At 38.5% G+C, this 13629-nt stretch carries 15 protein-coding genes; 14 read left to right on the top strand and 1 reads right to left on the bottom strand.

Annotation, left to right across the window (positions count from 1 at the left end; genetic code table 11):
• Nucleotides 1-17 precede the first annotated feature (17 nt).
• Entirely contained in the window at nucleotides 18-548 is a 531-nt protein-coding gene (locus tag NST66_RS25185; protein WP_033580394.1) for a DUF2529 family protein, read from the bottom strand.
• Between the two features lie 237 nt (nucleotides 549-785).
• On the opposite strand from NST66_RS25185, the gene NST66_RS25180 reads away from it, so the two are divergent.
• The 14 genes from NST66_RS25180 to NST66_RS25115 all read left to right on the top strand — a co-directional run bounded on the left by NST66_RS25180 (nucleotide 786) and on the right by NST66_RS25115 (nucleotide 13617).
• Nucleotides 786-1160, top strand: coding sequence for a response regulator (locus tag NST66_RS25180; protein WP_087944205.1), 375 nt, complete (start codon nucleotides 786-788; stop codon nucleotides 1158-1160).
• Nucleotides 1161-1384: 224 nt separating this feature from the next.
• On the top strand, nucleotides 1385-2242 hold the full coding sequence (locus NST66_RS25175; protein WP_013059826.1) for a class II fructose-bisphosphate aldolase: 858 nt from the start codon (nucleotides 1385-1387) through the stop codon (nucleotides 2240-2242).
• Nucleotides 2243-2379: 137 nt separating this feature from the next.
• Nucleotides 2380-3024: a fructose-6-phosphate aldolase gene (gene fsa, locus NST66_RS25170; RefSeq protein WP_099000243.1), complete on the top strand. Its 645-nt coding sequence runs from the start codon at nucleotides 2380-2382 to the stop codon at nucleotides 3022-3024.
• Between the two features lie 207 nt (nucleotides 3025-3231).
• Complete coding sequence (locus tag NST66_RS25165) at nucleotides 3232-4518, top strand: UDP-N-acetylglucosamine 1-carboxyvinyltransferase (RefSeq protein WP_028411974.1); 1287 nt, start codon at nucleotides 3232-3234, stop codon at nucleotides 4516-4518.
• Nucleotides 4519-5043: 525 nt separating this feature from the next.
• The gene (gene rho, locus NST66_RS25160) at nucleotides 5044-6318 is read left to right on the top strand and encodes a transcription termination factor Rho (protein WP_014457752.1); all 1275 of its coding nucleotides are present in this window, start codon (nucleotides 5044-5046) and stop codon (nucleotides 6316-6318) included.
• A gap of 154 nt (nucleotides 6319-6472) precedes the next feature.
• Entirely contained in the window at nucleotides 6473-6673 is a 201-nt protein-coding gene (gene rpmE, locus NST66_RS25155) for a 50S ribosomal protein L31 (RefSeq protein WP_013085477.1), read from the top strand.
• Nucleotides 6674-6877: 204 nt separating this feature from the next.
• On the top strand, nucleotides 6878-7492 hold the full coding sequence (locus tag NST66_RS25150; RefSeq protein WP_153252841.1) for a thymidine kinase: 615 nt from the start codon (nucleotides 6878-6880) through the stop codon (nucleotides 7490-7492).
• Nucleotides 7493-7630: 138 nt separating this feature from the next.
• On the top strand, nucleotides 7631-8698 hold the full coding sequence (gene prfA, locus NST66_RS25145; RefSeq protein ID WP_013059820.1) for a peptide chain release factor 1: 1068 nt from the start codon (nucleotides 7631-7633) through the stop codon (nucleotides 8696-8698).
• On the top strand, nucleotides 8698-9549 hold the full coding sequence (prmC, locus tag NST66_RS25140) for a peptide chain release factor N(5)-glutamine methyltransferase (RefSeq protein ID WP_028411975.1): 852 nt from the start codon (nucleotides 8698-8700) through the stop codon (nucleotides 9547-9549). Before prfA ends, prmC begins: the two co-directional genes overlap by 1 nt.
• A 121-nt stretch (nucleotides 9550-9670) precedes the next feature.
• Nucleotides 9671-10564, top strand: a complete 894-nt coding sequence (gene spoIIR, locus NST66_RS25135) for a stage II sporulation protein R (protein ID WP_033580396.1) — start codon at nucleotides 9671-9673, stop codon at nucleotides 10562-10564.
• An 85-nt stretch (nucleotides 10565-10649) separates the two neighbouring features.
• Nucleotides 10650-11096: a GNAT family N-acetyltransferase gene (locus NST66_RS25130; RefSeq protein ID WP_034263676.1), complete on the top strand. Its 447-nt coding sequence runs from the start codon at nucleotides 10650-10652 to the stop codon at nucleotides 11094-11096.
• 192 nt (nucleotides 11097-11288) lie between these two features.
• The gene (locus NST66_RS25125) at nucleotides 11289-12329 is read left to right on the top strand and encodes an L-threonylcarbamoyladenylate synthase (RefSeq protein WP_154990631.1); all 1041 of its coding nucleotides are present in this window, start codon (nucleotides 11289-11291) and stop codon (nucleotides 12327-12329) included.
• A gap of 67 nt (nucleotides 12330-12396) precedes the next feature.
• Nucleotides 12397-12957 carry a manganese efflux pump MntP gene (locus NST66_RS25120; RefSeq protein ID WP_028411979.1) on the top strand — a complete coding sequence of 187 codons (561 nt, stop codon included), beginning with the start codon at nucleotides 12397-12399 and terminating at the stop codon, nucleotides 12955-12957.
• 231 nt (nucleotides 12958-13188) lie between these two features.
• The gene (locus NST66_RS25115) at nucleotides 13189-13617 is read left to right on the top strand and encodes a low molecular weight protein arginine phosphatase (RefSeq protein ID WP_028411980.1); all 429 of its coding nucleotides are present in this window, start codon (nucleotides 13189-13191) and stop codon (nucleotides 13615-13617) included.
• Nucleotides 13618-13629: the final 12 nt, after the last annotated feature.

Raw genomic sequence — 13629 nt, 5'->3', positions numbered from 1 at the left:
TTTAGACAGCGTGTTTTTTATTCATATTCTTCTACGATTTCTTTTAATGTAAAAATTAAACCGTAGTACGCGTATAAAGCGACCATCATTGCTGGAAAACCAAATCTTGAGCCGTCTTCTCCAGGAATAAGGGGCTTTAACAATTTTGTATCAATATGAGCATCTGCGAGTGCTGTTAAAGAAGGTTCGGTTATTTCTTTAGGGACAGCAGCAATGCTGACAAATGGAATATCGCGTTTCTTTAAACGTTCAGCTATTTCCACAGCTTTGTGATCTGTTGAAAATCGAGAGACAAGCAGTACGCGATCGACGCTAGTCAGCTGATCCAATTCATGTAAAGGCAAAGGTTTTGCCTGACTTAAAGGTTCTGCACTGCTTAGTGCTTCTAGTGTAACGGCATGCATTTCTTCTACACCATAAATATAGATAAATCCTTCTCCGACAGAGGCCTGTGCTAAAATACGCGCGGCATCTTCAAATTGGAATTCTTCTTGTTCTTCAATTCGTTTAAAAAAACCTGAAAGTTGAGTTGTGAAAATTTTAAGCATAGAATCTCCCTTCGATTTAAGCGGCTAAAGCCGTCTATCTACACATTATAACGAAAAAAGCTATCTGTATTCTATCTTGAAATGAGCTACAATGAAAGTAAAGTGCAATGAAGTTAGATGGATGACAAAAAAAGCTATGTTTTGTAACAATTTCTCTAATTAGCAGGGATTTTTGTTTTAAAGGCGAAATACATATGTTAGTTTTGTCTGTAGAAGAGGAATATAAAAGGTGGGATTATATTGGCAGAGAAAATTTTAATTGTTGATGATCAGTATGGTATACGTATTTTATTAACGGAAGTGCTGCAAAAAGAAGGCTATACGACATTTCAAGCGGCGAACGGCTTCCAGGCGATTGATATTACAAAAGAGCAAGCACCGGATCTTGTCTTATTAGATATGAAAATTCCAGGAATGGATGGAATCGAAATTTTAAAAAGGTTAAAGCAGCACGATGAAACGATTAAAGTCATCATTATGACCGCTTATGGTGAATTGGATATGATTCAAGAAGCAAAAGATCTAGGAGCGTTAACTCACTTTGCAAAACCTTTTGATATTGATGAAATCCGCAAAGTTGTTAGGGAATATATACCAGTAAAGTCGAATTAAGGTTTTGGTAGGGTTTTCATCCTAACAAATTTTGAATATCAGCCTAAAAATGTTGCTGTTTTCATTGTTAGTTGGTATCCTAATTACTGTATTCATAATTCGACAATCTATTATGTAAAGATGCGCGTTGTTTCTACATGAAACACTCAATTCAAGAGCATACTATTTGAGTGTGCCTTTTGGTTAGCATCTAATCTAAGGTTGATTTTAAGGAGGATTTCAATATGCCTTTAGTATCAATGAAAGAAATGCTTATTACAGCAAAAGAACAAGGCTATGCAGTAGGTCAATTTAACTTAAATAACTTAGAGTTTACTCAAGCTATTCTTCAAGCAGCAAAAGAAGAAAACTCTCCAGTTATTCTTGGTGTATCTGAAGGTGCAGCACGCTACATGGGCGGTTTCAAAACTGTTGTAGCAATGGTTGAAGCTCTAATCGAAGATTACGACGTTCAAGTACCAGTTGCAATTCACTTAGACCACGGTTCAAGCTTTGAATCATGTGCAAAAGCAATCCATGCTGGATTCACTTCTGTAATGATCGATGCTTCTCACCACCCATTTGAAGAAAACATTGCAATTACTTCTAAAGTAGTTGAACTAGCTCACTTCCACGGAGTATCTGTAGAAGCAGAACTAGGAACTGTTGGTGGACAAGAAGACGACGTTATTGCTGAGGGTGTTATCTATGCAGATGCTAACGAGTGTGAAGAACTTGTTAACCGTACAGGTATCGATTGCTTAGCTCCAGCATTAGGATCAGTTCACGGACCATACAAAGGTGAACCAAACCTAGGTTTTGCTGAAATGAAAGAAATCGGAGATCGTACAGGCTTACCATTAGTTCTACACGGTGGAACTGGTATTCCAACAAAAGATATCCAAAAATCAGTTTCTTTAGGTACTGCTAAAATCAACGTAAACACTGAAAACCAAATTGCTTCAGCTAAAGCTGTTCGTGAAGTATTAGCTGCGCAACCTGAACAATATGATCCACGTAAATACTTAGGACCTGCTCGCGAAGCAATCAAAGAAACGGTTCAAGGTAAAATGCGTGAATTCGGTTCTTCTAACAAAGCATAATTTGAAATCTTCGGATGGCCTGTTTGCAGTTAGTTGAGTCTGAAAAATAAAACCGTCTTATTTTTATTGTAAGGCGGTTTTATTTTTACTATAATTTTCTTATCATTCTGAATACATAACACAGGGGGATGGCATTCATGAAGTTTTTTATTGATACGGCTAATTTAGACGAGATTAAGGAAGCGCATTCATTAGGTTTGTTAGCGGGGGTTACAACAAATCCTAGTTTAGTAGCTAAAGAGAACATCACGTTTGAAGATCGTCTTCGTGAAATTACAGAGTTCGTTGAAGGATCTGTAAGTGCAGAAGTGATTGCGCTTGATGCAGAAGGCATGATTCGCGAAGGAAAAGAGCTTGCTGCGATTGCGCCGAATATTACAATCAAGGTACCGATGACTCCAGATGGCTTAAAAGCAGTAAAAGAATTTACTAGTTTAGGTATTAAGACAAACGTTACGCTTATTTTCTCAGCTAACCAAGCGTTAATGGCAGCAAGAGCAGGTGCTACTTACGTATCGCCTTTCTTGGGAAGGTTAGACGATATTGGTTTTAATGGCCTCGATTTAATCTCAGATATTGCAGGTATTTTTGCAATTCATGACATTCCATCCGAAATTATTGCAGCATCTATTCGTCATCCGATGCACGTAACAGAAGCTGCAAAAAATGGAGCACATATTGCGACAATTCCTTACAAAGTTTTAATGCAATTGTTCAAACATCCGTTAACAAATGCAGGAATTGACCAATTTTTAGCAGATTGGGAAAAACGAAATGTCTAAACATGTATAAATTTGTGTGGCATTTACCATCCTGACAGGTGAATGCCATATTTTTCTTTTATCTTGTCGAAACTATACATGATTTTTTCATTTTCGTGTACACTAGTAGGTAATAGGAAAAATAACCATTCTTTTAGGTATTCTTTGTACCAAAATTTTCCTCAATTACTAGGTGAGAAACTTTCTTTCACTAGAAGGGAGCTATAAATGGAAAAGTTAAAAATACAAGGTGGCTTTACCTTAAGTGGATCCGTCCGCGTCAGTGGTGCTAAAAATAGTGCCGTTGCGCTTATTCCAGCAACAATTTTAGCCGAGTCACCTGTTACAATTGAAGGTCTGCCTGATATTTCAGACGTGCAGTTATTAGGGGATTTAGTTGAAGAAATTGGTGGGAAAGTAACCATTGATAACGACGAATTAACAGTAGATCCATCCGGAATGGTTGCAATGCCTTTACCGAACGGAAAAGTAAAAAAATTACGCGCTTCTTATTATTTAATGGGGGCGATGTTGGGACGCTTTAAAAAAGCGGTAGTTGGTCTTCCAGGAGGCTGTTACCTTGGTCCAAGACCAATCGATCAGCACATTAAAGGCTTTGAAGCTCTTGGTGCGAAAGTAACAAATGAGCAAGGAGCTATTTACATTCGAGCTGATGAACTGATTGGTGCTCGAATTTATTTAGACGTTGTGAGCGTAGGAGCAACAATCAATATCATGCTAGCTGCTGTGAGAGCAAAAGGGCGTACCGTTATCGAGAATGCTGCTAAAGAGCCTGAAATTATCGATGTAGCTACGTTACTGACAAGTATGGGTGCCCGTATTAAAGGTGCAGGGACGGACGTTATTCGAATTGATGGCGTAGATCAATTAAAAGGATGCCGTCATTCCATCATTCCAGACCGAATTGAAGCAGGCACGTATATGATTATGGGAGCGAGTATGGGAAAAGAAGTTGTTGTTGACAACGTTATCCCTCAGCACCTAGAGTCATTAACGGCTAAAATGCGGGAAATGGGTATTCATATCGAAACAAGCTCAGATCAGATTCTCGTAGCGACTCGTCAGCTGTTGAAGCCTGTAGATATTAAAACGTTAGTATATCCAGGTTTTCCAACTGATTTACAGCAGCCATTCACGACGCTTCTAACAAGAGCATCAGGTACAAGCGTTGTGACAGATACAATTTACGGTGCAAGGTTTAAGCATATTGACGAGCTGAGACGAATGAATGCATCTGTTAAGGTAGAAGGACGTTCAGCTATTATTAATGGCCCCATTCACTTACAAGGTGCACGTGTGAAAGCGTCGGACTTACGAGCAGGAGCAGCCCTTGTAACCGCAGGCTTAATGGCCAAAGGGATTACAGAAGTAACGGGTTTAGAGCACATTGACCGAGGTTACAGCCATTTAGTAGACAAGCTATCGGATTTAGGGGCAATGATTTGGCGTGAAGAGATGACTCAAGAAGAAATTGAACAATTTCAAAATTCATAGAGGCAAATTGCACAACAGTCAGGAAAGCAAATTCTAGAAATGAGCCGTTAAATAAGCTACACAGGTGTAGGAACGTTCTTCTATGTCTGTGTAGCTTATATATTTATGAATAGGGTAAATAGATAAAAAGGGGAAGCTAAAAGATAAATTTCACTTCTTATTTTAACGTCCAGTTTATTTCCTTTAATGTGAAATTATGAAAAGGTTTTCCTTGCTTCTCTTAAGCTATTAAATTTCCTTTTTTTTATTCATCTTCTAAAGTAAAAAAAGATTGATTAAAAAGATAGAAAAAGGTTAGAATATAAATTGCTACGTTAAATTTATCAAGATAATATAAATGGTTTTATGTCGGAATTATTCTTCTAAAAGTGTATGGTTAATCAATTGATTCTACTTATTATACTTCAAAGGTTATATTCTCCATTTTCACAGATTTATTCCATCCATATCATCTCTCAATTTTATATTTGAATTTAATATGGGAGGAACGGTTAAAAATTATTCATTATAAAGCGTGGTGTCCTAATGAACTTAACATTATCCAGTTTAGAAAATATGAAATTAAAAGAGCTATATGAACATGCTCGTGAGTATAAAGTTTCGTACTATAGTAAATTAACGAAAAAAGAACTTGTCTTTGCTATTTTAAAGGCTCAAGCTGAACAAGATGGGCTTTTATTTATGGAAGGCGTTCTTGAAATTATTCAGTCAGAAGGATTCGGTTTCTTACGACCAATTAACTATTCACCGAGTTCAGAAGATATTTATATCTCAGCTTCACAAATTCGTCGCTTCGATCTGCGTAATGGAGACAAGGTATCGGGGAAAGTTCGTCCTCCGAAAGAAAATGAGCGCTACTACGGGTTACTGCATGTAGAAGCAGTAAACGGAGAAGACCCAGAAACGTCAAAAGAACGCGTACATTTTCCAGCACTAACCCCGATTTATCCAAATGAGCAAATGCTGCTGGAAACTCAGCCAAGAAGTTTCTCTACGCGTATTATTGACCTGATTTCACCAATTGGATTTGGGCAAAGGGGACTAATTGTTGCGCCGCCAAAGGCAGGTAAAACGATGCTGTTAAAAGAAATTGCCAATAGCATTACAACCAATCATCCTGATGCGGAATTGATTGTTCTTCTTATTGATGAGCGTCCTGAAGAAGTAACGGACATTGAGCGTTCGGTTGACGGTGATGTTGTCAGTTCTACATTTGACGAAGTGCCAGAAAATCACATTAAAGTAGCGGAACTTGTCCTTGAACGTGCGATGAGACTTGTCGAACACAAAAAAGATGTTGTCATTTTGATGGATAGCATTACAAGACTTGCTCGTGCTTATAACTTAGTTATTCCACCGAGCGGTCGTACACTATCAGGGGGTATTGATCCAGCTGCTTTTCATCGTCCAAAACGCTTCTTTGGAGCTGCGCGTAACATTGAAGATGGAGGCAGCTTAACCATTCTAGCAACAGCCTTAATTGATACAGGCTCTCGTATGGATGATGTTATTTATGAAGAATTTAAAGGTACAGGTAACATGGAACTGCATCTAGATCGTTCACTAGCTGAAAAACGTATCTTCCCTGCGATTGACATTCGTCGTTCAGGCACACGTAAAGAAGAGCTGTTAATTCCAAAAGAGCATTTAGACCACTTATGGGCAATTCGCAAATCAATGGCAGATGCTCCTGATTTTGCAGAAAAATTCTTAAAACGTTTACGTCAAACAAAGACAAATGAAGAGTTCTTTTCGATGTTAACGGAAGAGAAAAAAACGCTTCTAGCAAATAAACGATAAGTTATAAAACATGTGGTTGCAAAAGCATACAACCCTTGTTATAATTTCATCATGTGTGTTGATAAAGTACACAGTGAAATAGTTATTATTTCATCACTATCTTTATCAATAAACTCTGTTTCAGAATGATTCAGGGCGGAAGGAGATGAAACGAATGAAAACAGGAATTCATCCAAACTATAAAACAGTTATGGTTAAATGTACTTGCGGAAACGAATTTGAAAGTGGTTCTGTAAAAGAAGAGATCCGCGTTGAGACTTGTTCTGAATGTCACCCATTCTACACTGGTCGTCAAAAATTCGCTGAAGCTGGTGGCCGTGTTGATCGCTTCAACAAAAAATACGGTCTTAAATAATCACATTGTCGAAACAAACAGGCAAGTAGCTTAACTTCTTGCCTGTTTTTTTGCTTAAAAAAGTAGAAAAACAGTGTCTGCTTGATAAAAAAGTGGGTACTTTATCATAGGAATAAGATCTACATAGAAGACGTAGATTAAGTTAGTAGCGGTTCGCTCAGAAACGGAACGAGAAGAAGGGAGAGTCCCGCAGTGGTGTACGTAATGAAACAAAGCGGTTGGATAGAAGTAATTTGTGGCAGTATGTTTTCAGGGAAATCAGAAGAGTTGATTCGACGTGTGCGCCGTACGCAGTTTGCTAAACAAAAAGCACAAGTGTTCAAGCCTGCAATTGATAATCGATATAGTGAAGAAGCTGTCGTTTCACATAATGGTACATCTGTTATGGCTTATTCAATCTCAGCATCGCGCGATATTTTAAAGCGAGTAAATGAAGAGACAGACGTAGTAGCGATAGATGAAGTACAGTTTTTTGACACAGATATTTTAGAAATTGTTCAATCTTTAGCAGATCAAGGCTTTCGTGTGATTGTAGCAGGGTTAGACCAAGACTTCAAAGGTGAACCTTTTGGACAAATGCCCCAGTTAATGGCTATTGCAGAATCGGTAACAAAGCTACAGGCCGTATGCGCTTCATGTGGCTCTCCTGCGAGCCGTACGCAGCGTTTGATTAACGGTGAGCCTGCTTCTTATGACGACCCTATTATTTTAGTCGGTGCGTCTGAATCGTACGAACCAAGATGTCGTCATTGCCACGTTGTGCAAAAGTCCAAAGGACAGGCTGTGTCTGTGGACTCAAGCGAAATGGTCGAAAAATAAAGCAAGAATTTTATGATGATAAAAACAGAACGCGCAGTTCTGTTTTTTTGTTCATATACGTGTATTAACAAGGTTTTGACTCTATTTTAAAGCTATACTATAATTACAATGTTATGGATAAAGAATGAGGTGAATGACGTGTTTGATCGTTTAGAAGCGGTAGAGGCGCGCTATGAGAAGTTAAACGAACTTCTGAGTGACCCTGAGATCGTAAACAACCCCTCTAAGTTGAGAGAATATTCGAAGGAACAATCAGATATACAACAAACGGTAGCCGCTTATCAGGAATACAAAGATGTAAAAGAGCAGTTATCAGAAGCGAAAACGATGCTTGAAGATAAGCTTGATGCAGATATGCGCGACATGGTCAAAGAAGAAATTGCCGAGTTAGAAACGCAGCAAGAAGAGCTAGTTGAAAAGCTACGTATTTTATTAATTCCAAAAGATCCAAACGATGATAAAAACGTAATCATGGAGGTTCGTGGAGCGGCTGGTGGAGATGAAGCAGCGTTATTTGCAGCTAATTTGTACCGCATGTATTCTCGTTTTGCTGAATCACAAGGCTGGAAAACAGAAGTAATGGAAGCAACGACTACTGGAGTAGGCGGTTATAAAGAAATTATCTTTATGATTAACGGTAAAGGTGCGTACTCAAAGATGAAATTTGAAAACGGTGCACACCGTGTTCAGCGAGTTCCTGAAACAGAATCAGGCGGTCGTATTCATACATCTACAGCAACGGTAGCATGTCTTCCTGAAGCGGAAGAAGTTGAAGTGGACATTCATGAAAAAGACATCCGTGTAGATACATTTGCTTCAAGTGGACCTGGTGGCCAAAGTGTTAATACGACGATGTCGGCAGTTCGTTTAACACATTTACCAACAAATACAGTGGTATCATGTCAAGATGAAAAGTCTCAAATTAAAAATAAAGAAAAAGCAATGAAAGTATTGCGTGCTCGCGTGTACGACAAATTCCAGCGAGAAGCACAAGCAGAGTACGATGCAACGCGCAAACAAGCAGTTGGATCAGGAGATCGCTCTGAGCGTATCCGTACGTATAATTTCCCGCAAAATCGCGTAACGGACCACCGTATTGGTCTGACGATTCAAAAGCTAGATCAAATCTTAGAAGGCAAGCTTGATGAAATTATCGATGCATTAGTAATGGAAGACCAAGCGCGCCGAATGGAAGATTCGAACTAATGAAAGTATTTGAAGCCCTTAAGTGGGCTTCTTCTTTTTTGAAAGAGGCAAAGCGAGATGAAAACGCGGGAGAACTCTTGCTTCGCCATCACTTACAGATGACGAGAACTCATTTGCTAGGTGCTCTGCAGGAAGAACTAGAAGAAGAAACGCTAAAAAGGTTTGAACAAGATGTCCATGCTCATAAAGCAGGGATGCCTGTACAATATCTCATCGGGACAGAAGAATTTTACGGACGTTCATTTATTGTAAACGAACATGTATTAATTCCAAGACCGGAAACAGAAGAGCTCGTATATGGAATGATTTCTCGAATGAAAAAAGAATTTCAACACCAGTCTATTGAGCTTGTCGATATTGGAACGGGAAGTGGGGCGATTGCTATCACTTTAGCGTTGGAGCTTGACAGCGTCAATGTTACAGCAACAGATATAGCTATAGAATCTTTAAATGTAGCCAAGGAGAATGCTCAAAATCTGGACGCTGCTGTCACGTTTATACAGGGAGATTTATTACAACCATTCCTATCATCAAATCAGAAATTTGATGTAATTGTGTCTAATCCGCCTTATATTCCAGCAGATGATGAATTGTCCACAGTGGTAAAAGATCATGAGCCAAATCGAGCTCTTTTTGGTGGAAAAGATGGTCTGGATTTTTATCGACGTTTTATGGAAGAGTTGCCATATGTGACGAAGTCAAACAGTATTATTGGATTTGAGGTCGGGGCCGGACAGACAAAAGATGTAGCTGAGATGCTGCAAAAAACGTTTCCGACAGCTTTTGTAGAATGTGTATATGATATTAATGGAAAAGATCGAATGGTTTTTGCACAACTTCGTGATAACTAAAAAAATCAGAGGGAATGATTTTCCCTTTGGTTTTTGAAAATCATGCATTTTTTTACTAAATTACTAGTTTAAGATATCTTGCTTTCGGCCATACTGTTCCTATGAAAGGGCGGTGGCCGAAATGAAGAAATATGCTATCATTTATTTTATTTTATTAATTATTGGAGCAAATGCTCAACTTATATATACACATAACCAAGTGCAGGCAGATCAGCCTGCAGTCATTCCAGACGAGGCAATTCGACTGCGTATTTTAGCAAACAGCGACGGTGAAAAAGATCAGTACGTAAAACGTCTGATTCGTGACCGTGTGAACGAACAAATTACAGAATGGGTAAAAGATTTAACATCTGTAACTGTAGCTCGAAAAACAATTAAAGAAAATTTGCCAGCGCTTGAGACAATTGCGAAAGAAGTGCTAAAAGAAGAAGGCGTAAATGAATCTGTTCACGTTAAATTCGGAAAAGTAGAGTTTCCTACTAAGTTGTACGGTCAGTTTTTATATCCAGCAGGTGAGTATGAAGCCGTGCTTATTACTCTTGGTAAAGGAGAAGGAGCAAACTGGTGGTGTGTACTATTTCCTCCTTTATGCTTCTTAGATTTTTCAAACGGTGAAGCGGTAAAAGCGCCAGAGCCATCTGAAGAAGAACCAAAGGCAGAAAAAGAAAAACCAGCAGCTTCTGAATTAAAATCTGCAGACAAAACAGATGATACGTCGGCTGAAAGTAAAGAACCCGCAGTGAAGACAGAAATTCAATCTGCAACTATTACATCGGATTCTATTAAGCAGAAAGCTGAGGAACCTTCTCAACCAACGGCATCTTCTAAAGAAGCAGCTGCAAAGGATACAAGCAACACAGCGAAAGAAGAAACAAGCGCTAAGGCTGAGAAAAAGGAAAGTAAGGAAGCTGAAAAGTCTGTTTCATCTAAGAAAAAAGCTGATGCTAAATCGAAAGAAGATTCTGTAGAAGTTAAGTTTTTTGTAGTAGAATGGGTATCGTCCGTATTTAATTAATAGAATCATTAAAAATAAAATTCAGTTCTACTTTTTTTAACCATCTCATAGATTTGTTACTAGAAAACAAGTTGAGGTGATTAAAATGAGAGAACAATTAAAAATTGCCAGTAAAAATGATTATATTCGAATTCAGAAGTTTTTACAAAAAGCGGGTATTAGCACAGCGGGTGTAGAAGAACATATTCATCAATTTGTCATCATGGAAAGTGAAGAAGGCGAGCTGCTAGCAACAGTTGGGTTTGAAAAAGAAGGCATGGACGGAATTCTTCGCTCCCTTGTCGTGTCACCTTCTTTGATGCAATCTGATATTCTGCTGCTATTTAAAAGTATCGTTCAGCTGGCTCAAAAGCATGGTGTGAAGCAACTATATTTACTAACAAATAAGGCATCCTCTCTGCATTTTTTTCAAATGATGAATTTTCAGCAAACATCTTATAGTGCTCTACCTGATTTGTTAAAAGAACATTCGTATTTAAAACAGTTACCAAATCCTAAGGATGTCTACGTGATGTTTTATGCAGCTAGTTAAAAGGAAATGTGGATAAATCATTTTAATGGGGTATCCACAATGTTATTCACAAAAATCTAAGCTTTATCCACATTTTGTGGATAAAGCTTGTTTGCTGATATAATGAATGCATGTATTTTACTGTTTTTGATACATATTGTACTTTTAAAGTAAAAAAAACCTAGATATAGAAAGAAAAAGGAGTTGAAGAAGATGGAAACTAAGTTATGGGTTGTGGATAATTTTATGAACGAAAAAGATATTTATCCACAGATAGAAGAAGCAGCAGATTTGCTGCGCAACCACGAAGTGGTTGCTTTTCCTACAGAGACGGTGTATGGATTAGGAGGAGATGCAACATCGGATAAAGCTGTGGATAAAATTTTTGCAGCAAAAGGACGTCCTAGTGATAACCCTCTTATTGTTCATATTGGAGATAAAGAGCAGCTGCATACATTTGTAGAGTCAATTCCTTCAAAAGCAGAGAAAGTGATTGATGCTTTTTGGCCAGGTCCTCTTACCGTGATATTACCTAAAAAAGATCAAGTTTCAGATAAGGTTACGGCTGGTTTAAACAGCATTGCAGTGAGAATGCCATCACATCCGGTAGCTCTTGCATTATTGAAAAAAGTGGCTTTGCCTATCGCGGCTCCTAGTGCAAACCTCTCCGGCAAGCCAAGCCCCACTTTAGCTCACCACGTGATGAATGATTTAGAAGGGCGTATTAGCGGAGTTGTAGACGGAGGAGCGACAGGGGTAGGAGTAGAGTCGACTGTCCTTGATTGTACTGAAGAGATTCCTATTATTTTACGTCCAGGCGGCATTACTCAGAAAGAGTTAGAAAGTGTAATTGGTCCCGTAAAAGTAGATCGAGCGTTAATAAGTGATAAAGAAGCGCCAAAATCTCCAGGTATGAAATATACGCATTACGCACCTGATGCACCGCTTGTCATTGTTGACGGCAATTCAGATTTTTTCCAATCTATTATTGATCACTATCAAGATCAGGGTAAGCGAGTAGGGGTATTAACGACATCTGAACATGAAGATGTGTATAAAGCCGATGCCGTCATTACATGTGGATCTCGCTCAAATTTAGAGACGGTTGCTAGCCACTTATATGAGTCTCTTCGTTCATTTAATGAGTGCGATGTAGATATTATCGTTAGTGAAAGTTTTTCTGAAGAAGGAGTCGGTCATGCCGTTATGAATCGATTAATGAAAGCTGCAGGACATCACGTGATTAAGCAATAAAATTCATCTTCTAAACCTTTTCGAATGTGCATATTTTGAAATAGGAGCACGTCCGAGGAGGGTAAAGATGAATGTATCTCAGTTAATTAGTGAAATGATCACGTTAGTCATTATGGCGTTTGCCTTAGGAATGGATGCTTTCTCAGTTGGTTTGGGAATGGGGTTAATTCGTTTACGCTTTCGCCAAATTTTCTACATTGGTGTTGTTATCGGTATATTTCATATTTGGATGCCGCTATTGGGCATGTTTATTGGACGACTTTTGTCTGATAAACTTGGAATGTTTGCTACCTATGGCGGTGGAATTTTATTGCTGATTCTTGGGGCGCAGATGATTTATTCCTCCTTTAAGCATGACGATACGCCGTTTATCAAACCAGTTGGCTTTGGACTGTTATTTTTTGCGCTCAGCGTGAGTCTAGATAGTTTTTCTGTTGGACTTAGCTTAGGTATTTTTGGGGCAAGAACGTTTTTGACCATTATTGTTTTTGGCGTAGTGAGTATGCTATTAACTTGGTTAGGACTGTTGCTCGGCAGAAGAGTACAAGGCTGGCTTGGTTCATATAGTGAGGCACTGGGCGGGAGCATTTTATTAGCTTTTGGCATCAAATTGCTATTACCTTTTTAACTATATATAAATAGGTAAAGGACCATGACCATGCAGGTTATGGTCTTTTTTTGCTTCTTTTAGATTACAGCAATAAAAAAAGGAAAGCGAAGGTGTTTTTTTCAAGATAAATAAAGAGATTATGGATAAAAAACACCCAAAAAAGCTAACTGGATTTATGCAAGCAATAGAGATACAATAGGGTGGAATATCAACATAGTCGCACATAGTGAAAGCAAGGGAGGATGTATCTTGAAAAACATCTTATTTGTATGTACAGGAAACACGTGCCGCAGCCCTATGGCAGAAGCGTTGCTGAAAGCTAAAAAAATAGATGGAATAAACGTGAAGTCTGCAGGCGTATTCGCTTCAAATGGAAGTGAAGCTTCTGTTCATGCACAAGTTGCCCTTCAACAGAAAGGCATAGCTTGTTCTCATGCTTCGGCAGCATTAACGGAAGAACAATTGATGTGGGCTACTTATATTTTTACGATGACGGAGCAGCATAAAATGCTAATTTTGAACCAAGCTCCATACGTAAGTGATAAATTATTTACGCTAAAAGAATTTGCCGGCGAGCAAGGTGAAGTATCTGATCCGTTTGGCGGATCATTACAGACGTACGAACAGACTTTAGAAGAGTTAGAGCGTATGATTAACAAAATAGTCGACAAATTATAAAAGGTCCCATAA

It is taken from the genome of Priestia sp. FSL W8-0524, assembly GCF_038005965.1.
GTDB lineage: Bacteria > Bacillota > Bacilli > Bacillales > Bacillaceae_H > Priestia > Priestia zanthoxyli.
Note: the sequence above shows the minus strand (reverse complement) of the source record. Positions and strands in the feature narration are given on the sequence as shown.